Origin of the sequence: Ramlibacter aurantiacus (assembly GCF_016722895.1) — a bacterium.
Lineage (GTDB): Bacteria > Pseudomonadota > Gammaproteobacteria > Burkholderiales > Burkholderiaceae_C > Ramlibacter > Ramlibacter aurantiacus.
Genome location: NZ_JAEQNA010000005.1, coordinates 319,047 through 338,745 on the forward strand (window position 1 = coordinate 319,047; position 19,699 = coordinate 338,745).

A 19,699-nucleotide genomic window follows, 5' to 3' on the forward strand; every position below is an offset into this window, starting at 1 on the left:
ATCCCCGGCCGCCGTGCGGGCGTGTGTCCCTTGGCACAATACGGGCCCTTGCCGACCCGCTCAGGCCGCCGGGCACTTCGCCCCGAACTGTCGGCCCCCGCCCCGGAGCCCTCCCTTGTCGTCCTCATCCCTAGCCGCCGAAACCCGGCGCCGGCGTACCTTCGCCATCATTTCGCACCCCGACGCGGGCAAGACCACGCTGACGGAAAAGCTGCTGCTGTTCTCCGGCGCGATCCAGATCGCCGGCAGCGTCAAGGCGCGAAAGGCCTCGCGCCACGCCACCTCCGACTGGATGGAGATCGAGAAGCAGCGCGGCATCTCGGTGGCGTCCTCGGTCATGCAGATGCTGTACCGCAACCATGTGATCAACCTGCTGGACACGCCCGGCCACAAGGACTTCTCCGAGGACACCTACCGCGTGCTCACGGCCGTCGATTCGGCCCTGATGGTGATCGACGCGGCCAACGGCGTGGAGGCGCAGACCCGCCGCCTGATCGAGGTCTGCCGCCAGCGCGACACGCCCATCATCACCTTCGTCAACAAGATGGACCGCGAGGTGCGCGAGCCGCTGGACATCCTGGACGAGGTCGAGCGCGAGCTGGGCATGCCCTGCGTGCCCATGACCTGGCCGGTGGGCAAGGGCAAGCTCTTCGGCGGCATCGTCAACCTGCGGCGCGGCAACATGACCGTGTTCGAGTCCGGCAGCGAACGCCGGCCGCAGGACTTCGAGACCATCCCGCTGGCCGACACCGCGACCCTGCAGGCGCGCTTCGGCGGCGAATGGGACGCCGCCGCCGAGAGCATGGAGCTGGCCACCGGTGCGTCGCCCGAGTGGGACCACGCCGCCTTTCTGGCAGGCCGGCAGACGCCGGTGTTCTTCGGCTCGGGCGTCAACAACTTCGGCGTGATGGAAGTGCTGGACGCGCTGGTCGACCTCGCCCCGGCCCCGCAGCCGCGCAAGAGCTCGCTGGTGGTGAACCGCCAGCCCGTCGAGAAGGTCATCGAGCCGCAGGACCCGGCCTTCTCCGGCGTGGTGTTCAAGGTGCAGGCCAACATGGACGCCAACCACCGCGACCGCATCGCCTTCGTGCGCATGGCCTCGGGCCGCTACACGCCGGGCATGAAGCTCAAGGTGCAGCGCACCGGCAAGGAGCTGCGCCCCACCTCGGTGGTCACCTTCCTGTCGCAGCGGCGCGAGGCGGTGGACGAGGCCTATGCCGGCGACATCATCGGCTTCACCACCCACGGCGGCGTGCAACTGGGCGACACCATCACCGACGGCGCCAACCTGCAGTTCACCGGCCTGCCCTTTTTCGCGCCCGAGCTGTTCATGACCGTGCTGCTGAAGAACCCGCTTCGCACCAAGCAGTTGCAGCAGGGGCTGGCGCAACTCGGCGAGGAAGGCGCGATCCAGGTGTTCCGCCCCGAAGCCGGGGGCGCCATGCTGCTCGGGGCTGTCGGCCAGCTGCAGTTCGAAGTGGTGCAGCACCGGCTGCTGGGCGAGTACGACGCCGACATCCGGCTCGAGGGCTGCAGCTACACCGGTGCCCGCTGGATCACCGCCGATACCCCGGCCGAGCTGCGCGCCTTCACCGATGCCTATCCACAACGCATGGCGCGGGACGCCGCCAACGCGCTGGCCTTCCTGTGCACCTCGCCCTACGACGTGCGGTTGGCGCAGGAGCGTTTTCCCAGGATCCACTTCCACCTGTTGCGTGAACACGCCGGCCTGACGCTCCAGGATTGAGAAGAAATCGCTCTCGGCGGCTGGGCATGGCCTGGCGGAACCATTCAGCTCAACCGTAAGCAGCTCATCAGTTTGATAATGCGCAGCTCATCTGGAGCTTCGCATGTCGTCCTTCGCCTTGTCCGCTTGCCTGCGCCGCGTGATGGTGGCCGCTTGCCTGGTCCTTCTCGGGGCCTGCGGCGGTGGTGGCGGCGGCAGCGCGGTCATGTCCAGCCGGTCGACCGAGCAGTCGACCTCCACCAGCTCGGCCCCCGCGCCATCGAGTGACGTCGCCGGCCTGTGCACGCTGGCCGGCGAACAGGCCTTCGCCCGCAGCCATCTAAACGAGGTCTACCTCTGGTCGGACCGCATTCCCGAGGTCGATCCCACCGCGCACACCACCCTGGCCTCGTACTTCGACGCGTTGGTGCTGCGCAGCCCCGACGCCAATGGCCGGCCGGTCGACCGGTTCAGCAGCGTGCTCTCGAGCGCCGACGCCGATGCCCTGCTCTCGTCCAGCAGCCAGCCGCTGGCGGGCCTGGTCGCCGCGCCCACCACCGCCGTGCCGATCGTCTCCACCCTCACCACGGGCGGCCATCGGCAGGTGGGTTACCTGCTGTTCAACCGCCATGGCCGCGGTGCACAGGACGCGCTGATCACGGCCTTCCAGGCCCTGCGCGACCACCAGGTGCGGGACCTGGTGCTGGACCTGCGGCACAACCCCGGCGGCTACCTCTACATCGCGCAGGCGGCGGCATCCATGATCGCCGGCCCGCGCCAGGACGGGCAGGTGTTCGAGCAGCTGCGCTACAACCAGCGCCTGAGCGCCCAGGGCGCCGGCATGACCCTGCGCTTCGGCTCGACGGTGCAAAGGGCCGAGTCGGTTTACCCGGTGGGACACCCCCTGCCCCAGCTGGACCTGCCCCGGGTCTACGTGCTGGCCACCGGCCTGACCTGCTCGGCCAGCGAATCCATCGTGAATGGCCTGCGCGGCGTCGGCATCGAGGTCGTGCTGGTGGGCGACACCACCTGCGGCAAGCCCTATGGGTTCCAGCGCAAGGACAACTGCGGCACGGCCTACTTCGCCATCCAGTTCCAGGGCGTGAATGCCCAGGGCTTCGGCGACTACGCAACCGGCTTCACGCCCACCTGCCCGGTGGCCGAGGACCCGTGGGCGCCGCTGGGCGACGCGCGCGAACCGCTGCTGGCGGCCGCGCTGCACCACATCGACACCGGCGCCTGCCCGGCCGCCAAGGGTGGCGGGCGGACGATGGGCAAGCGCCAGGACGCCGCCGCCGGCCTGCTCGGCCGCTTGCTGGCGCCCTGAAGCCACCGACCGGCCAGGCCAACGGCCCCAGAATGGCGCCGCCATGCTGCCCTTGTCCCACTGGCCGCGCGCGGCCCGCCGCCACCTCGCCGGTGTCCTGACCGACATCGACGACACGCTCACCACCGAGGGCGCGATCACGCCCGATGCCCTGGCCGCGCTCGGTGAGCTCAAGCGCGCCGGGCTGCACGTCATCGCGATCACCGGGCGGCCGGTCGGCTGGAGCGAGCCCTTCGCCACGGCCTGGCCGCTCGATGCCATCGTGGCCGAGAACGGCGCGGTGGCGCTGGTGCGCGACGCCGACGGTCGGCTTCTCAAGCACTACCAGCAGGACGCGGCCACGCGCGCGCGCCAGTTCGGTCGGCTGCAGCAGGTCGCCGGGCGAATCGTGGCCGCTGTCCCCGGCGCCCGGCTCGCCCGCGACAGCGCCGGGCGCGAGACCGACATCGCCATCGACCACAGCGAGTTCACCCGCCTGCCGGACGAGCGCGTGCGCGAGGTGGTGGCCCTCATGCAGGCCGAGGGACTCACGGCCACGGTGAGCTCCATCCACGTCAACGGCTGGTACGGCAGCCATGACAAGCTGGCCGGGGCGCGCTGGATCGTGCGCACCCTGCTCGGGCGCGACCTGGACGAGGAGATCGACCGCTGGGCCTTCGTGGGCGATTCGACCAACGACGCCTGCATGTTCGAGCGATTCCCGCACAGCATCGGCGTCGCCAACATCGCCCGCTTCGCCGACCAGCTGGTTCACCGCCCGCGCTACGTCACGGGCGCCGAGCGCGGCGCGGGCTTCGCCGAGGTGGCGCGGGCCGTGCTCGACGGGCGCGACCCTTCAGGCTGAGGACTTGCGCCTGGCGCAGCGCTCGCGGCAGGCCCGGGCAAAGGCCTCGAAGGTGCGGGCGTAGAAGGGCGTGGTCGCATGGCGCCACTCGGGGTGCCACTGCACGCCGTAGGCGAAGCTGGCGCTGCCTTGCACCCGCACCGCCTCCACCAGGCCATCGGGCGCGAAGGCCTCGGCCACCAGCCCCGTGCCCAGGCGATTGATGCCCTGGCCGTGCAGCGAGTTGACCTGCGCGGTGGTGCCGCCGGCCCAATCCTCCAGCGCGCTGCCGGCCTCGATCCGGATCTCGTGCCGGTGGCCGAACTGCACCTCCAGCGGCTCGTCCTCGGGCTCGCGGTGGTCCAGCAGCCCCTCCTGCGCATGCACCTGCTGGTGCAGCGTGCCGCCCAGCGCGACGTTGATCTCCTGCAGGCCCCGGCAGACCCCGAACAGCGGCACCGCCGAGTCGATGGCGGCGCGCACCAGCCGCATGGTCAGCGCGTCCCGCCGGGGATCGAGCAGGTCCGTGGGCAGCGCGGTGCCGCCGTAGTGGGTGGCCTCGACGTTGGAGGGCGAGCCGGTCAGCAGCACGCCATCGACCAGCGGCAGCAGCGCATCGACGTCGCCGGCCCCCGCCAGCGGGAACAGCACCGGCTGCAGGTCCATCTCGGCCACCGCTTCGGCATACCGATCGGCCAGCACGATGTAGCCGCCGGGATCGGACAAATCGAGGTTGCGATGACAGGCCGGCAGCCAGACCAGGGGCTTGTGCATGCCACGATCTTGCCGCAGGGGTCGGCCGCTGTGGGGCGGCCGTTCGCAGCCGTTACCCGCGCGGCAGGCCGGCCGAAGCCAGCAGGTGGCGCTCCAGCACCGCGAGTTCGGCATCGCTGGGGCTGCCGCGGCCGGTCGCCAGCCCATGCACCCGGCCGCCGAATCCCGGCCGCGGCTCCAGTTGCAGCAGGCCCCAGCCGATCCGCAGGAACTCGAAGGGCGCCACCTCCAGCCGAGCCGAGGCGCTGCCGACCGGGGCCGAATCGACCCGCAGCACCTGCGCCCCCGGCGCCTGCCGCAGCGACCAGACGGTGGCTTGCCCGGGCGGCTGCGGCCCGGCGAGCGTGACGCCCGCGCCGCCCGGGCCGCGCCACTGGGCCTGGGCGCGTCCGCCGGCCAGCGCCAGGCTGGCGTGCCATGCGCCGCGAGCGCTCGACGCCTCGAACACCACGCCGTCCCGCGTGCCCGGCGGCGCGCTCAGCACGGCGACCACGAAGTGCGGATCGGCCAGGCCATAAGGCTGCACGTTCACGGGTCGCGGGTAGGTGGACGAGGGGACGAGCTTGCGGCACCACAGCCCACTGCACCCCGGGTCGGCGCCATCGGCGCCGGCCCTGCCCGCAACGATCCGCCACACCGGCGGCCGCCAGGGCCCCATGTCCGGCCCATCCTGGTTCAGGGTGTTGACCATCTCCATCGGGCTGCCCACGCGCGAGCCGAAGCCCGAGTCGGCAACCGCGCGCACCGGGTCGCCGTCGTCCGCCGGACGGCCCTGGACCCCGTCGGTCCAGGCGTCGGCCAGGTTCCACAGGCTGGCGTCGTAGCGCGCCAGGATGGCCATCGCCGCGTCGGCCAGGCTCTCCGCGGCATGGGCCACCGGATCGACCAGGCCGTACACCCTGCGCGGGGGCGGCAGCTGTGCCGCGCCTTCGTAGCTCAGGATGGCCACCTGGCCGGGTTCGGGCGTGAACTCGTAGCTGTCCCGGCCATTGGCGCCGGCCGGGATCAGCAAAGCCGTCTTGCTGAAGCGCCCGCCGCTGTCGGATCGCACCCGCAGCGGCAACGGGCTGGCCAGGTGGCCGCGCGCGTGGACCGTGATCGTCACCGGGCCCGATGCCGATCCCCCCGGCCCGTCGTCGAACAGCACCGCCTGCCCGATCCCGGCGATCGCCTTCAGCATGCCGCCCACCAGCGGCTCCTGCGTGCGGTGCTGGTGCCAGGCCGGTACATGGTTGATGCCGGCGTGGCGCGCAGCCCAGTGGCTGCCGCCGATCCAGGTCTGGATCTCGATGCCGTGCCGCCAGGTGTGCTCGGCCATGCGTCGGAAGGCCTCGTGGAAGCGGGGATCGTCGACCGGCATGCCGGTCTCGCACAGCGCCAGCCGGGTGCCGTGCCGGCTGGCCCAGTCGGTCGCGATGCGCATGCGGCGCAGGCCCGTGTCCATGCTCATGGGCACCGGCCCCTCGCCGGCGGTGAAGCCCTTGGCCAGCTCCAGGTCCCAGTCGAAGCCATTGCCGTTGTTGAAGGCGTCCACGTAGGCGTGCACCTCGTAGATGAGGTTCTCCACCCCCGCCAGCGGCCAGGCCGGGTTGTGCTCGGGCCCGATGTTCATGGCCCCGCCCCAGGAGTTGCCGGACAGGTAGATCGGCCCCGCGGGGTCGATCGCGCGGATGGCGCCGATCACGGCCTGCGCGAAGGTCGGCCAGATCATCAGGTCCTGCCCCACGCTCTCGGTGTCGCTGGAGTCGGTCACCTCGCCCACGCGTGGCATGTCGTGCGGCTCGTTCATCAGCCCGTAGCCGCCGAAGCCGGGGTGGTCCTTCCAGCGCCGGGCGGCGCGGCTCCAGACATCGGCGAAGGCCGCCGGACGCAGCGTCGCCCCGGGCGCGGTCGCGAAGATGCGGGTGAAGACCTGCGCGGGATCGTCCGTCCAGGCATACAGGGCCGGGGGCTCGGCCGCCCGCAGGCCGATCACCGAGCCGTCCGGCTGGAAGCGGAAGTCCTTGTAGCGGCAGTAGTTGTGCAGGTCGAGGATGCAGCGGGCGCCCACGGCCGCGTGGGCGTCGAAGACGCGATCGATGAAGCGGGCGTAGCGCTCGTCGAACGCGCCCGGTTCGCCGATGAGCGAGCGGGCCCGCGCGTCGGCCACGGTGTCCACCAGCATCGGCTGCAGCATCTCCCACTGGATGGGCAGGCGGTTGCGGCCGAAGCGGTTCATCGCCATCTCGCGCACCAGCGCCACGCGCGGCACCGTGAAGTCGATGTTGTGGCGCGTGCGCGGGCTGGAGCGCAGGCCGCCCAGCGCCCATTCCATGCCGGAGAAGTTGGTCCCCATCGCCACGCCCGGCGGAACCGGTGGCGGCGGCGGTTCCGCCGGCGTGGGCGCCGGTGCCGGGGCGGGAGGCGCGGGCGCGGCATCGGTGACCGGTGGCGGCGGCGCACCCGGCGGCGGCGGCGCCACGCCGACCACCGCCGGCGCCTCGCCGCCACCGCCACCACCACCACAGCCGAGCAGCGAGAGCACCGCGGCCGAGACCGCCCCCTGGTTGAACTGCCTGCGTCGCATCGCATGCCCCCTCGCTCGGCCCAGTTTGCGCGCAGCGTCCGTACCCGGCTGTAAGAAAGCCGCCGCCAGCCGTAACCGGGAAGGCTGTTACAGCGACGCCACGGCGCACCGCCGTCCGGCATACGCTGCGACCTCCCTCCACCGCCCAGGACTCCCATGGCCGATCCCGACGTCCGCAAGGGGCAGGCGCCGCCGGCGCACAGCCGCGACGACTTCCGCCAGCGCTTCCGCGCCCGCTTCTTCGACCCTGCTTTCCGAAACGAAGACGCGGCCATCGACCGCCTGGAGGAAATCGCCTGGCAGGGCTACTGCCAGGCCCGCAAATCCCCGGTGACCCGACCGGCCGGTCCCGGGTTCGCCGATCCCCGATTCGAGCTGTCGGTGCAATGGCTGGACACGCGCGAGCGGCTGATCGCCGCGCAGCGGCGCTGGGAGGACGCGGCCACCCCCAGCCGGGTGCTGGTGATCAACGGCGCCACCCGCAACGACGGCACCTGCCCCGGCGAAATGTCCAAGAGCTTCCGGCTGGCGCAGATCGCCTGCGAAACCTTGTCCGCGCAGGCGCTGGAGACCGACCTGCTGGACCTGAGCCGGCTGGCGTCCGACTACGACCGCCACATCCACCCCTGCAAGGGCTGCGTGTCCACCGCCATGCCGCTGTGCCACTGGCCCTGCAGCTGCTATCCCAATCACGAGCTGTCGCAGGTCAACGACTGGATGGCCGAGATCTACGAGCGCTGGGTCTCGGCGCATGGCGTGCTGCTGGTCACGCCGACCCACTGGTACACCTCGTCCAGCCCGGTCAAGCTGATGATGGACCGGCTGGTCTGTGCCGACGGCGGCAACCCGGACCCCACCCGCACCAGCGGCAAGGACCCGGCCAGGGCCAAGCAGGTGGAACTCGACGGCTGGGACTACCCGCAACACCTGGCGGGCCGGGCCTACGGCGTGGTGGTGCACGGCGACGTGGCCGGCATCGAGGGCAACCGCCGCGCGCTGTGCGACTGGCTCGACTGGATGGGCCTGGTCGGTGCCGGCCCCACCGCACGGCTGGACCGGTTCATCGGCTACTACGAGCCCTACGCCACCAGCCACGCCACGCTGGACCGCGACCAGGCCGTGCAGGACGAGGTGCGCAACGCCGCCACCGCGCTGGCCCAGGCCGTGGGTCAGCTGCGGGCCGGCACCCTCAGCGTGCCGGGCAAGGGCCTGCCGCGGCCCCGGCCGAAATAGCTCAGCGCGCCAGCACCGGCGCGAGCGCCACGCCGGTGTGGGTGCCCTGCGCGACCACCTCCTCGGGTGACGCCGAGGCGACCACGCGGCCGCCGCCGTGGCCGCCCTCGGGGCCCAGGTCCACGATCCAGTCGGCCTCGGCGATCAGGTCGAGGTCGTGCTCGATCACCAGCACGCTGTGGCCGCCGTCCACCAGCCGGTGCAGCACGCGGATGAGCTTTTCCACGTCGGCCATGTGCAGGCCCACGGTCGGTTCGTCCAGCACGTAGAGCGTGTGCGGCGGCTTCTGGCCGCGGCGGGTGATGTCGTCACGCACCTTGCTCAGCTCGGTGACCAGCTTGATGCGCTGGGCCTCGCCGCCCGACAGCGTGGGCGAGGGCTGGCCCAGCGTGAGGTAGCCCAGGCCCACGTCCTTGAGCAACTGCAGCGGGTGCGAGATGACCGGCATGGAGGCGAAGAAGGCCACCGCGTCGTCCACCTCCATGCGCAGCACGTCGCCGATGCTCTTGCCGCGCCAGGTGACGGCCAGCGTCTCGGGGTTGAAGCGGGCGCCGTGGCAGGACTCGCAGGGCACCTTCACGTCGGGCAGGAAGCTCATGGCGATGGTGCGCACGCCCTGCCCTTCGCAGGTCGGGCAGCGGCCCTCGCCGGTGTTGAAGGAGAAGCGCCCCGGCCCGTAGCCGCGGGCCTTGGCCTCCAGGGTGTCGGCGAACAGTTTCCGGATGGTGTCCCAGAAGCCGATGTACGTGGCCGGGCAGGAGCGCGGGGTCTTGCCGATGGGCGTCTGGTCCACCTCCAGCACGCGGTCGACCACCTGGTAGCCGTCCAGCCCGGCGCAGCCGACCCAGGCCGGGCGCTTGCCGGCCTCGTCGGCTTCGCGGCCGGCGCGGGTGCTGCGCTGCTGCACCGCCAGCTGCACGTTGTGCAGCAGCACGTCGCGCGCCAGCGTGGACTTGCCCGAGCCCGACACGCCGGTGATGGCCACCAGCCGCCGCAGCGGCACGTCGACGTTCACCGACTGCAGGTTGTGCAGCGTGGCGCCGCGCAACTGCAGCAGGCCCTCCTCGCCGGTGACCGGGCGGCGCGGCTTGACCGGGTGGCGCATGGCGTGGAGCAGGTAGCGGCCGGTGAGCGATTCGGCGTCGGCCGTGACCTGCGCCACCGAGCCCTCGGCCACCACGCGGCCGCCGCGCACGCCGGCGCCGGGCCCGATGTCGATGATGTGGTCGGCGCGGCGGATGGTGTCCTCGTCGTGCTCCACCACCACCAGCGTGTTGCCCTTGTCGCCCAGCTTGTGCAGGGCATCGAGCAGGATCCGGTTGTCGCGCGCGTGCAGCCCGATGGTGGGCTCGTCCAGCACGTAGCACACGCCCTGCAGGTTGGAGCCGAGCTGGGCCGCCAGCCGGATGCGCTGGGCCTCGCCGCCCGAGAGCGTGGGCGCGCCGCGATCGAGCGTGAGGTAGCCCAGGCCCACTTCCTCCAGGAACTCCAGGCGGCTGCGGATTTCGGGGATCAGGTCGCGGGCGATGCCCTGCTCGCGCTCGCTCAGCTGCCCCGCCACCTGCAAGCCCTCGATCCAGCGGCGCACGTCCACCACCGACAGCGCGGCGATGTCGGAGATGCCGACGCCGGCGAAGCGCACCGCCCGGGCCTGCGCGTTCAGGCGGGTGCCGTGGCAGCTCGTGCAGGGCGCGTCGGCCACGTCCTCGACCTCGGGTTCGGCGAAGGTCTGCTCGCGGCCCTTGTGGTCCTCGGCCAGCACGGTGTCGTCGAAGGCGCGGCGCTGGTCGCGCGTCAGCTGCACGCCGGTGCCCACGCAGTCGGGGCACCAGCCGTGCTTGCTGTTGTAGGAGAACAGGCGCGGGTCCAGCTCGGGGTACGAGGTGCTGCAGACCGGGCAGGCGCGGCGGGTGGAGAACACCTCGACGGCACCGATGTGGTCGTGCCGGGCCGACGACATGGCCTCCCGCAACCCGTCCAGCGGCGCCAGCACGTGCAGCACGCCCTTGCCATGCTCCAGCGCCACCTCCAGGTGCTGGCGCAGCAACGCTTCGTTTTCCGGCGTCACGTCCAAATCGCACACCGGCAACTCGATGGTGTGCTCCTTGAAGCGGTCGATGCGCGGGAAGCCGGTGGTGGGCAGGAAGTGGCCGTCCACCCGCAGGTGGGTGTAGCGGCGGGCGCGGGCCCAGTCGGCCAGCTCGGTGTAGACGCCCTTGCGGTTGACCACCAGCGGCGCCAGCAGGCCGATGTGCTGGCCGCGGTAGCGCCGCATGATCAGCGCCGCGATGCTGTCCGGCGTCTGCGGCCGCACCTCGGCGCCTTCCTTCACGCAGTGCTGCACGCCCAGCTTGACGTACAGCAGGCGCAGGAAGTGCCAGACCTCGGTGGTGGTGCCCACGGTGGACTTGCGGCCCCCGCGCGAGAGCCGCTGCTCGATGGCCACGGTGGGCGGGATGCCGTAGACCGCGTCGACCTCGGGCCGGCCGGCCGGCTGCACGATGCTGCGGGCGTAGGCGTTGAGCGATTCGAGGTAGCGGCGCTGGCCCTCGTTGAACAGGATGTCGAAGGCGAGCGTGGACTTGCCCGACCCCGAGACGCCGGTGATCACGCTGAAGCGGTTGTGCGGGATGCGCACCGACATCGACTTCAGGTTGTGCTCGCGGGCGTTGACGATCTCGATGGCCGCAGGCGCATCGTCCATCGATGGCCGCTTGCGGGCCGCGCGCTCCCAGCGCGGCTGCGCCTCCGAGACGCCGATGGCACCGTCGTACTCGCGCAGGGCGCGGGCGGTGTGCGAGTGGGCGTGCTTCTTCACTTCCTCGGGCGGGCCTTCGGCCACCAGCAGGCCGCCGGCGTCGCCGCCCTCCGGGCCCAGGTCGACCAGCCAGTCGGCCGCCCGGATCACGTCGAGGTTGTGCTCGATGACGATCAGCGAATGGCCCGCCTCCAGCAGCTTGCGCAGCGCGCGCATGAGCTTGGCGATGTCGTCGAAATGCAGCCCGGTGGTGGGCTCGTCGAAGAGGAACAGGGTGCCGCGGGTGGCGCGCGGCTGGCTGTTGCGGCGCCGCGCGGCCTCGGACAGGAAGCCGGCCAGCTTGAGTCGCTGAGACTCGCCGCCCGACAGGGTGGGCACCGGTTGGCCCAGCTTCACGTATTCCAGGCCCACGTCGATGATGGGCTGCACAGAGCGGATGACATCGCGGTCCTGCGCGAACAGCTGCGCGGCCTCGCTGACGGTGAGTTCCAGCACATCGGCCACGTTCAGCACGCGCGGGCGCGGCTCGCCGATGGCCTGGCGCTCGATGGTCACCTCCAGGATCTCGGGCCGGTAGCGCCGGCCATCGCAGTCGGGGCAGCGCAGGTAGACGTCCGACAGGAACTGCATCTCCACGTGCTCGAAGCCCGAACCGCCACAGGTGGGGCAGCGACCGTCGCCACTGTTGAAGCTGAACTTGGAGGCGGTGTAGCCGCGCTGCCTGGCGAGCGGCGAGATGGCGAACAGCTCGCGGATGCAGTCCCAGGCGCCGACGTAGCTCACCGGGTTGGAGCGCGCGGTCTTGCCGATGGGGGACTGGTCCACGTACACCACGTCGCCCAGGTGATCGGCGCCCAGCAGGCGGTCGTGCCGGCCCGGCGTCTCGGTGGCCTTGCCGAACTGCCGCAACAGCGCCGGCGCGAGGATGTCCTGCACCAGAGTGGACTTGCCCGAGCCCGACACGCCGGTGACGCACACCAGCCGCTGCAGCGGAAATTCCACCGTCACGTTCTGCAGGTTGTGCTCGCTCGCGCCTTCCAGGATCAGCCGCGGCGTGGCGTCGGTCACCGCGCGCTTCAGGCCCATGCCGACCTGCTTGCGTCCGCCCAGGTAGGCGCCGGTGAGGGTGTCGGCATGGCGCAGGTCGCTGGTGGAGCCGTCGAACACGATCTCCCCGCCGCGCTCGCCGGGCGCCGGGCCCATGTCGATGATGCGGTCGGCCGCCAGCATCACGGCCGGGTCGTGCTCGACCACCACCAGGGTGTTGCCGGCATCACGCAGCCGCATCATGGCCTCGGTGATGCGGTGGATGTCACGCGGGTGCAGGCCGATGCTGGGCTCGTCCAGCACGAACAGCGTGTTCACCAGCGAGGTGCCGAGCGCGGTGGTGAGGTTGATGCGCTGGACCTCCCCACCCGACAGCGTGCGGCTCTGGCGATCGAGCGTGAGGTAGCCGATGCCCACCTCGCACAGATAGCGCAGGCGGGTGCCGATCTCGTCGTACAGGAGCTTGAGGGCCTGGGTCTCGCCGGCAGCGCCGACGTCGGCCAACCGGTGCGCGGCCAGGCTCTCCGCGCCCGAGGCGACCAGCCGGTTGAAGAAGGTCCGCAGCCGGTCGATCGGCAGCAGCATCAAGTCGTGCAGGGACAGCCCAGGCAGCGCCTCCAGCTGCTCGCGGGTCCAGTCCACGCCCACCGGCAGTTCCCGCAGCGAGGGCGCCAGCACGGCATCGGCATCGGCCTTGCTGCCCAGGCGCCACAGCAGCGATTCAGTCTTGAGGCGGGCACCGCCGCAGGCCGGGCACGGGGTGTAGCTGCGGTACTTGGACAGCAGCACCCGGATGTGCATCTTGTAGGCCTTGCTTTCCAGGTACTGGAAAAAGCGCCGGATGCCGTACCACTGCTTGTTCCAGTTGCCCTCCTTGAAGCTGGGCGTGCCCTCGATCACCCAGCCACGCTGCTCGGCGGTGAGCTTGTTCCAGGGCGTGTCGCGCGGGATGCCGGCGCTCTCGGCGTGCCGCATCAGGTCGTCCTGGCACTCCGACCAGGCCGGCGTCTGGATCGGCCGGATCGCGCCGGCCCGCAGCGTGAGCTTTTCGTCCGGGACGACCAGCCCCCAGTCGACCCCGATCACCCGGCCGAAGCCGCGGCAGGTCTCGCAGGCGCCGACCGCCGAGTTGAACGAGAACATCGAGGGGATGGGATCGGCGTAGCGGATGTCGCTGTCCGGGCAATGCAGGCCGGTCGAAAAGCGCCAGATCTCCTGGCCGTCCTCCGACACCTGCGCATAGACGGCCAGCCGCCCTGCTCCGCGCTTGAGGCCGACCTCGATGGCCTCGATGGCACGCACCTTCTCCACGCCCTGGATGCGGAAGCGGTCGGCCACCACGTGCAGCACCTTGCGCGGGCCGGTGGGGGTGGCGATCTCGTGCACCGACTGCACCCGGGTGAAACCGCTGGCCGCCAGCCACTGGTCGGTCTGCTCGGCGCTGGTGTCGGCCGGCAGTTCCACCGGGAAGGTGACCACCAGCCGCGGATCGCCCTGGCGGGTGCGCGCCATCAGCTCGGCATGGATGCTCTCGGGCGTGTCGTGCCGCACGCGCAGGGCCAGCCTGCGGTCGAACAGTTCGGCGGCCCGGGCGAACAGCAGCTTGAGGTGGTCGTTGATCTCGGTCATCGTGCCCACCGTGGAGCGCGAGGAGCGCACCGGGTTGGTCTGGTCGATGGCGATGGCCGGCGGCACCCCTTCGATGCGGTCCACGGCCGGCTTGTCCATGCGGTCCAGGAACTGGCGCGCGTAGGCCGAGAAGGTCTCGACATACCGCCGCTGGCCCTCGGCATAGAGGGTGTCGAACACCAGGCTGGACTTGCCCGAGCCGCTGGGCCCGGTGACCACGGTCAGCTCGCCCGTGCGCAGGTCGAGGTCGAGGTTCTTGAGGTTGTGCTGCCTGGCGCCGCGGATGCGGATCAGTCCCTGGGTCATGGGGGGGGAGGAAGGTGGGGAAGAGGGGGAAGGGGCGGACATTCTAGGGATGAGCCCCGGCCGGCGCCGGCAGCGCGGTCACCCAGCCATCAAACACCTAGGGATAACCCTGTCCCCATCCCGGCGGACAGACACGCGGACCGCGCTCTCTTAGGCTCGCGGCATGACGCCCATCGCCATCCAGGACCCCGCCGACATCGCCCGCCTGTCGGCCCAGCCGTACGAGCAGTACCAGCCCTTCGACAACGTGCTGCAGGCGCTGGAGCAGTCGGCGCGCGAGCACGCCGGCCGGCGTGCCCTCACCTACATCGAATCGCCGGACCCGGCGCAGCCGGCGCGCAGCTGGACCTACGCCGAGTTCACCGCCGATGTCCGCCGGGCCGCCAACCTGTTCCGCCGCCTGGCCGGCGAGCGGGCGCCGCGCGTGGCCATGCTGCTGCCCAACATCCCGCAGGCCTGGTTCACGCTGCTGGGCGCCGAGACGGCCGGCATCCTGTGCCCCATCAACTACCTGCTGGGCGCGGATCACGTAGCCGAACTGGTGGAGGCGACGGGGGCGAGCGTTTTGGTGGCGCTGGGGCCCCACGCCGAGCTGGATATCTGGTCGCGCGTGGCGGCCGTGCGGGCACGCTGCCCGCAGTTGCAGGTGCTGGCGGTGGGCGCACCGGCCGGCGAGACCGACTTCGACGCCGCCCTGGCGGCCGAGCCCGGGGACCGGCTGCAGTTCGACAACCTGGCGCGGCGCGACACCGTCGCCGCCCTGTTCCACACCGGCGGCACCACCGGCCGGCCCAAGCTGGCGCAGCATGCGCACGGCAACCAGCTGCACGTGTCGACGGGCGCGGCCCAGATGTATGGCATGGGGCCGCAGGACGTGATGCTCAACGGCTTTCCGCTGTTCCACGTCGCCGGCTCCTTCGTCTACGGCCTGTCCACGCTGATGGCCGGCGCCGAGCTGGTGCTGCCCACCCTGCTGGGCATGCGCAACAAGGGCTTCGTCGACCGCTACTGGGAGTTCGTGCACCAGCACGGCATCACCTTGCTGGCGGGCGTGCCGACCATCATGTCCACGCTCATGGGCAGCTCGCCCAGCCGCGAACAGACGCGCGTGGCGCGGGCCATGCTCACCGGCGGCTCGCCGCTGCCCGACGAGCTGGCGGAGGATTTCGAGCGCCGCTTCGAGCTGCCGGTGCGCAACATCCTGGGCATGACCGAGTGCGCCGGGGTCATTTCCATCGAGCCCGTGGCCGGCCCGCGCGTGCGCGGCTCCTGCGGACTGCCGCTGCCCTTCACCCGTGTCTGCGCCATCGACGGCGAGGGCCGGGAGCTGCCGGCCGGCCAGACCGGCGTGCTCAAGGTGCGCGGTCCCAACGTGGGGCCGGGCTACACCGAAGCCGAACGCAACCCCGGCACCTTCGAGGACGGCTGGCTGATCACCGGCGACATCGGCCACGTGGACGAGGCCGGCCGGGTGTTCATCACCGGCCGGGCCAAGGACGTGATCGTTCGCAGCGGCCACAACATCGACCCGCGCCTGATCGAGGACGCGCTCATGCGCCACCCGGCGGTGCTGATGGCCGCGGCGGTGGGCGAGCCCGACGAGTACGCCGGCGAGCTGCCGGTGGCCTACGTGGTGCTCAAACCCGGCGAACAGGCCGACCCCGTCGAGCTGGCCGCGTTCTCGCGGCAGCACATCCCGGAGCGTCCGGCCTATCCCAAGCGGGTGGAGCTGATCGAGGCGCTGCCGCTGACGGCCGTGGGCAAGGTGTTCAAGCCGGCGCTGCGGCTGTCGGCGATCCGCCATGCCCTGGCAGACCGCCTGGGCCGCGCCGGCCTGGACGGGCGGGTCGGCGTGGACGTGATCGAGGCCGGATCGGTGACCGAGGTGGTGTTCAGCGCGGCGGCTGGCGAGCAGGCGGGCGAGCTCGAAGCCTCGCTGCGCCGGCTGATGACGCCCTTCGCCCTGCGCTGGCGGCTGGATCAGGGGGTGTCGTCATGACGCTGCCCCTGCTTTGCGCGCGCGACGGCGCGATCCTCCAGGTCACGCTCAACCGCCCTGCATCTCGCAATGCGCTGACGCCGGAGATGCTGTGCCGCCTGGCCGACGCGGTGGTGGAGTTCGCCCGGGACGAGTCGCTGCGCGTGATGGTGCTCACGGCCAGCGGCGACCAGGCCTTCTGCGCCGGCGGTGACCTGGCCCGCAGCATCCCGCTGCTGACCGGCGGCCGCGCGCCGGAAGACGAGTGGGACCGGCGGGTGCTGCAAGACCCGGTGGTCATGCCGGCCTCCTCGCTGCGCGACTTCCCGCTGCACAAGCCGGTGATCGCCGCCATCAACGGCGCCTGCTTCGCCGCCGGCTTCGAGATCATGCTGGGCACCGACATCCGCATTGCCGCCGAGCACGCCAGCTTCTGCCTGCCCGAGGTCAAGCGCGGCGTGGTGCCCTTCGCCGGGTCCATGGTTCGCCTGCCGCGCCAGATTCCATATGCCAAGGCGATGGAGCTGATGCTCACCGGCGACCCCCTACCCGCCCGTGAGGCGCTGGCGATCGGCCTGGTCAACCGCGTGGTGCCGGCGGCCGAGGTGCTGCCCCAGGCCATGGAACTGGCGGCGCGCATCGCCCGGAACGGTCCCCTGGCGGTGCAGCGCCTGAAGCAGACCGTGGTGGCGTCCAGCGGACAGCCGCTGGCCGAGGGCTACGCGCTGGAGGACGAGACCCGGCGCGTGGTGCTGGCGAGCGAGGATGCGCGCGAAGGCCCGCGCGCCTTCATGGAAAAACGGGCGCCCCAGTTCACAGGACGTTGAGGACAGGCAGATGGATTCGATCGACTTGCGCGGCCAGGTGGCCGTGGTCACCGGCAGCGGGCGCGGCCTGGGCTTGGCCTTCGCGAAGGCGCTGGCGCGTGCCGGCGCCGCCGTGGTGGTGAACGACATCGACGCCGCCACCGCCGAGGCGGCCGTGGCCGCCATCAGCGCCGAGGGCGGCCAGGCCGTGGCCGAGGTCGTGGCGGTGGGCGGCAGCGAGGCAGCGGAGCGGTTGGTGAAGCGGGCGGTGGACACCTGGGGCCGGCTGGACCTGATGTGCGCCAACGCCGGCATCCTGCGCGACAAGGTGCTGTGGAACATGAGCGACGACGACTTCGACGCGGTGATCCACACCCACCTGCGCGGCACCTTCACCTGCGCCCGCGCCGCCGTGCGGCAGATGCGGGCGCAGGGCCCCGGCGGCCGGCTGGTGCTGGTGGGCTCGCCGGCCGGCCAGCGCGGCAACTTCGGCCAGGGCAACTACGCCGCGGTCAAGGCCGGCATCGCGGCCATGACGCGCAGCTGGGCGCTGGAGTGCGCGCGCAGCCAGATCACGGTGAACGCCATCGTGCCGGTGGCCTGGACCCAGATGGTGGCCAGCATCCCGGCGCTGGCGCCGCATGCCGAGGCGGTGGCGCGCGGCGAACCCCTTCCCACCGAGCTGCGCCAGCGGCTGGGCCTGGGCTTGCCGGAGGACGTGGCGCCGCTGCTGGTGTTCCTGGCCTCGGCGCGGGCGGCCGCCGTGACCGGCCAGTGCATCGGGTTGGGCGGCGACAAGCTGTCCCTGTGGTCGCACCCGCAGGAGGTGCGCACCGCCCTGCGCGAAGGCGGCTGGACGGCCGAGGACATCGCCCGCACCTGGGACAGCTCGGTCGGGCTGGAGCCGCAGAGCTACGGCATGCCGCCCTTGTGATCAGCGCGGTCGCTGCTGCGCCGGCCGCTGGGCCGATGTGTGCCAGTCGGGTCCGTCGAACCAGGGATCGCCTTCCAGCCGCGCGCGCAGCAAGGGCAGTCCGTCCAGTCCCCAGAACAGGTGGGTGTCGGTCAGGAAGCTCGGCACGCCGAAGACGCCGGCGGCGATGGCGGCGTCGGTGTTGGCGCGCAGCTCGGCCTTGACCTCGTCGCTGTCCGGATCGCGCGCAGGCGCCAGCCGCTGCCGCAGTTCCGCCAGCCGGGCCGGATCGTTGGCGTCGGCGCCACCGCTGGTCCAGACGTGGCGCAGCACCGTCTCGGCGACATGGCGGTTCACCAGCCCCTCGCTGCCACAGGCCAGCGCCAGCCGCAACAGCGGCAAGGGGTTGAACGGGTGCACCGCCGGCAACTGCAGCGGCACCCCCAGCTGCCGCGCCTGCCATAGCACCTGGCGGTAGGTCCACTCGCGCTTGCCGGGCATTTCGGCCGGCCCGAGCTGGCCGTGGTGCTTGAGCAGGGCCGCCAGCAGCACCGGTCGCAAGTCCACGCGCCAGCTCAGGCCGCGCAGCGCCTGGGGCAGCTGCTCGAAGGCGAGCCAGGCATAGGGGGAGACGACATCGAAACAGAAGGTGATGTGGTTCATGCAGGCAGGCGGCTGGCACGTTGCTCGATGCGCAGCCAGGTCGCGCGCCGTTCGGCGTCGCCCCAGCCGCTCCAGTGGGCGATCTCGTCGAGGTCGCGCAGGCAGCCGGCGCACAGGCCGGTGGCCGGCTCGATCCGGCAGACCGAGTTGCAGGGCGATGGCACGGGATCGCCGCGGCGCAGCTCGCGGGCACGAGCCAGCAGCCGCACGCGACGCTCGGTATCGGCGGGCGAGGCCGCGCTCATCGCCGGGCCAGCAGCGCGGTGGCGGCGCGCGAATGCGGCGCCCGCTGCAGGAAGCCGCTGATGTACGCGCCGGCATCGACCAGCCGGTCGAGGTCGATGCCGGTCTCGATGCCCAGGCCCTGGAGCATGAACACCACGTCTTCGGTCGCCACGTTGCCGGTGGCGCCGCGGGCGTAGGGACAACCGCCCAGGCCGGCGACCGAGGTGTCGAACTGCCACACGCCAAGTTGCAGCGAGGCCAGGGTGTTGGCCAGCGCCTGGCCGTAGGTGTCGTGGTAGTGGCCGGAGACGTCGTCCAGCGCGTAGTGGCGCAAAGCCGCTTCGAGCGCGCGCTGGATCTTGCGCGGCGTGCCCACGCCGATGGTGTCGGCCACGCCCACGTGCTGCACGCCGATCTCCTTCATGAGCCGCGCCACCAGCGCCACCCGCTCGGGCGCGATTTCGCCTTCGTAGGGGCAGCCGACGGCACAGGAAATGGCGCCGCGCACGTGGATGCCGTGCGCCCGCGCCGCCTCGGCCACCGGCGCGAAACGCTCGATGCTTTCGGCGATGGAGCAGTTGATGTTGCGCTGGCTGAAGGCCTCGCTGGCGGCGCCGAAGACGACGATCTCGCCGGCGCCGGCGGCCCACGCGGCCTCGAAACCCCTGAGGTTGGGCGTGAGCACCGAGTAGCGCACGCCGGGCCGGCGCTCGATGCCGGCCATCACCTCGGCGGCGTCGGCCATCTGCGGCACCCACTTGGGGCTGACGAAGCTGGTGACCTCGATCTCGCGCAGGCCGGCGTCCTGCAGCCGGCGCACCAGTTCGATCTTGACGGCGGCGGGCACGGGCTCTTTCTCGTTCTGCAGGCCGTCGCGCGGACCGACCTCGACGAGCTTGACGGTGGAAGGCAGTTGCATGGGCTT

The 19,699-nt window shown here is 71.7% G+C and carries 13 protein-coding genes; 7 read left to right on the forward strand and 6 right to left on the reverse strand.

Features of this window, described 5'->3' with window-relative positions:
- Positions 1 to 115 precede the first annotated feature (115 nt).
- From JI739_RS15375 to JI739_RS15385, 3 genes are all read left to right on the forward strand, one after another.
- Positions 116 to 1,747, forward strand: coding sequence for a peptide chain release factor 3 (locus tag JI739_RS15375; RefSeq protein WP_201684796.1), 1,632 nt, complete (start codon positions 116 to 118; stop codon positions 1,745 to 1,747).
- Between the two features lie 103 nt (positions 1,748 to 1,850).
- Complete coding sequence (locus JI739_RS15380) at positions 1,851 to 3,053, forward strand: S41 family peptidase (RefSeq protein ID WP_201684797.1); 1,203 nt, start codon at positions 1,851 to 1,853, stop codon at positions 3,051 to 3,053.
- 43 nt (positions 3,054 to 3,096) lie between these two features.
- Entirely contained in the window at positions 3,097 to 3,897 is an 801-nt protein-coding gene (locus JI739_RS15385; RefSeq protein ID WP_201684798.1) for an HAD family hydrolase, read from the forward strand.
- Here the strand turns inward: JI739_RS15385 and JI739_RS15390 are convergent.
- Positions 3,889 to 4,650, reverse strand: a complete 762-nt coding sequence (locus JI739_RS15390; RefSeq protein ID WP_201684799.1) for a gamma-glutamyl-gamma-aminobutyrate hydrolase family protein — start codon at positions 4,648 to 4,650, stop codon at positions 3,889 to 3,891. The genes JI739_RS15385 and JI739_RS15390 overlap by 9 nt on opposite strands.
- Before the next feature lie 52 nt (positions 4,651 to 4,702).
- The gene (locus JI739_RS15395; protein ID WP_201684800.1) at positions 4,703 to 7,216 is read right to left on the reverse strand and encodes a cellulase family glycosylhydrolase; all 2,514 of its coding nucleotides are present in this window, start codon (positions 7,214 to 7,216) and stop codon (positions 4,703 to 4,705) included.
- Between the two features lie 156 nt (positions 7,217 to 7,372).
- On the opposite strand from JI739_RS15395, the gene JI739_RS15400 reads away from it, so the two are divergent.
- Positions 7,373 to 8,449 (forward strand): flavodoxin family protein, encoded by a 1,077-nt coding sequence (locus JI739_RS15400; protein WP_201684801.1) that lies wholly within the window; start codon positions 7,373 to 7,375, stop codon positions 8,447 to 8,449.
- Between the two features lies 1 nt (position 8,450).
- On the opposite strand, the gene uvrA is transcribed toward JI739_RS15400, so the two are convergent.
- Complete coding sequence (uvrA, locus tag JI739_RS15405; RefSeq protein ID WP_201684802.1) at positions 8,451 to 14,189, reverse strand: excinuclease ABC subunit UvrA; 5,739 nt, start codon at positions 14,187 to 14,189, stop codon at positions 8,451 to 8,453.
- A 163-nt stretch (positions 14,190 to 14,352) separates the two neighbouring features.
- Between uvrA and JI739_RS15410 the strand changes: the two genes are divergently transcribed.
- Genes JI739_RS15410 through JI739_RS15420 form a run of 3 tightly spaced genes read left to right on the forward strand, consistent with a single transcriptional unit; the run spans position 14,353 to position 17,907 of the window.
- Positions 14,353 to 16,188, forward strand: coding sequence for an AMP-binding protein (locus JI739_RS15410; protein WP_201684803.1), 1,836 nt, complete (start codon positions 14,353 to 14,355; stop codon positions 16,186 to 16,188).
- Entirely contained in the window at positions 16,185 to 16,994 is an 810-nt protein-coding gene (locus tag JI739_RS15415; RefSeq protein WP_201684804.1) for an enoyl-CoA hydratase/isomerase family protein, read from the forward strand. The genes JI739_RS15410 and JI739_RS15415 overlap by 4 nt, the downstream gene beginning before the upstream one ends.
- A 10-nt stretch (positions 16,995 to 17,004) precedes the next feature.
- The gene (locus tag JI739_RS15420; RefSeq protein ID WP_290428776.1) at positions 17,005 to 17,907 is read left to right on the forward strand and encodes an SDR family NAD(P)-dependent oxidoreductase; all 903 of its coding nucleotides are present in this window, start codon (positions 17,005 to 17,007) and stop codon (positions 17,905 to 17,907) included.
- Here the strand turns inward: JI739_RS15420 and JI739_RS15425 are convergent, their stop codons facing one another.
- The 3 genes from JI739_RS15425 to JI739_RS15435 are packed head-to-tail and all read right to left on the reverse strand — an operon-like array spanning position 17,908 to position 19,693.
- Positions 17,908 to 18,549: a 2-hydroxychromene-2-carboxylate isomerase gene (locus JI739_RS15425; RefSeq protein ID WP_201684805.1), complete on the reverse strand. Its 642-nt coding sequence runs from the start codon at positions 18,547 to 18,549 to the stop codon at positions 17,908 to 17,910.
- Complete coding sequence (locus tag JI739_RS15430) at positions 18,546 to 18,794, reverse strand: DUF1289 domain-containing protein (protein WP_201684806.1); 249 nt, start codon at positions 18,792 to 18,794, stop codon at positions 18,546 to 18,548. The genes JI739_RS15425 and JI739_RS15430 overlap by 4 nt, the downstream gene beginning before the upstream one ends.
- Entirely contained in the window at positions 18,791 to 19,693 is a 903-nt protein-coding gene (locus tag JI739_RS15435) for a hydroxymethylglutaryl-CoA lyase (RefSeq protein WP_201684807.1), read from the reverse strand. The genes JI739_RS15430 and JI739_RS15435 overlap by 4 nt, the downstream gene beginning before the upstream one ends.
- Positions 19,694 to 19,699: the final 6 nt, after the last annotated feature.

Excerpts from the sequence above, each read along its gene's own strand:
- JI739_RS15380 (WP_201684797.1), top strand. The coding sequence starts at position 1,851 with ATGTCGTCCTTCGCCTTGTCCGCTTGCCTGCGCCGCGTGATGGTGGCC.
- JI739_RS15385 (WP_201684798.1), top strand. The coding sequence starts at position 3,097 with ATGCTGCCCTTGTCCCACTGGCCGCGCGCGGCCCGCCGCCACCTCGCC.
- JI739_RS15390 (WP_201684799.1), bottom strand. The coding sequence starts at position 4,650 with ATGCACAAGCCCCTGGTCTGGCTGCCGGCCTGTCATCGCAACCTCGAT.
- JI739_RS15395 (WP_201684800.1), bottom strand. The coding sequence starts at position 7,216 with ATGCGACGCAGGCAGTTCAACCAGGGGGCGGTCTCGGCCGCGGTGCTC.
- JI739_RS15400 (WP_201684801.1), top strand. The coding sequence starts at position 7,373 with ATGGCCGATCCCGACGTCCGCAAGGGGCAGGCGCCGCCGGCGCACAGC.
- uvrA (WP_201684802.1), bottom strand. The coding sequence starts at position 14,189 with ATGACCCAGGGACTGATCCGCATCCGCGGCGCCAGGCAGCACAACCTC.
- JI739_RS15410 (WP_201684803.1), top strand. The coding sequence starts at position 14,353 with ATGACGCCCATCGCCATCCAGGACCCCGCCGACATCGCCCGCCTGTCG.
- JI739_RS15415 (WP_201684804.1), top strand. The coding sequence starts at position 16,185 with ATGACGCTGCCCCTGCTTTGCGCGCGCGACGGCGCGATCCTCCAGGTC.
- JI739_RS15420 (WP_290428776.1), top strand. The coding sequence starts at position 17,005 with ATGGATTCGATCGACTTGCGCGGCCAGGTGGCCGTGGTCACCGGCAGC.
- JI739_RS15425 (WP_201684805.1), bottom strand. The coding sequence starts at position 18,549 with ATGAACCACATCACCTTCTGTTTCGATGTCGTCTCCCCCTATGCCTGG.
- JI739_RS15430 (WP_201684806.1), bottom strand. The coding sequence starts at position 18,794 with ATGAGCGCGGCCTCGCCCGCCGATACCGAGCGTCGCGTGCGGCTGCTG.
- JI739_RS15435 (WP_201684807.1), bottom strand. The coding sequence starts at position 19,693 with ATGCAACTGCCTTCCACCGTCAAGCTCGTCGAGGTCGGTCCGCGCGAC.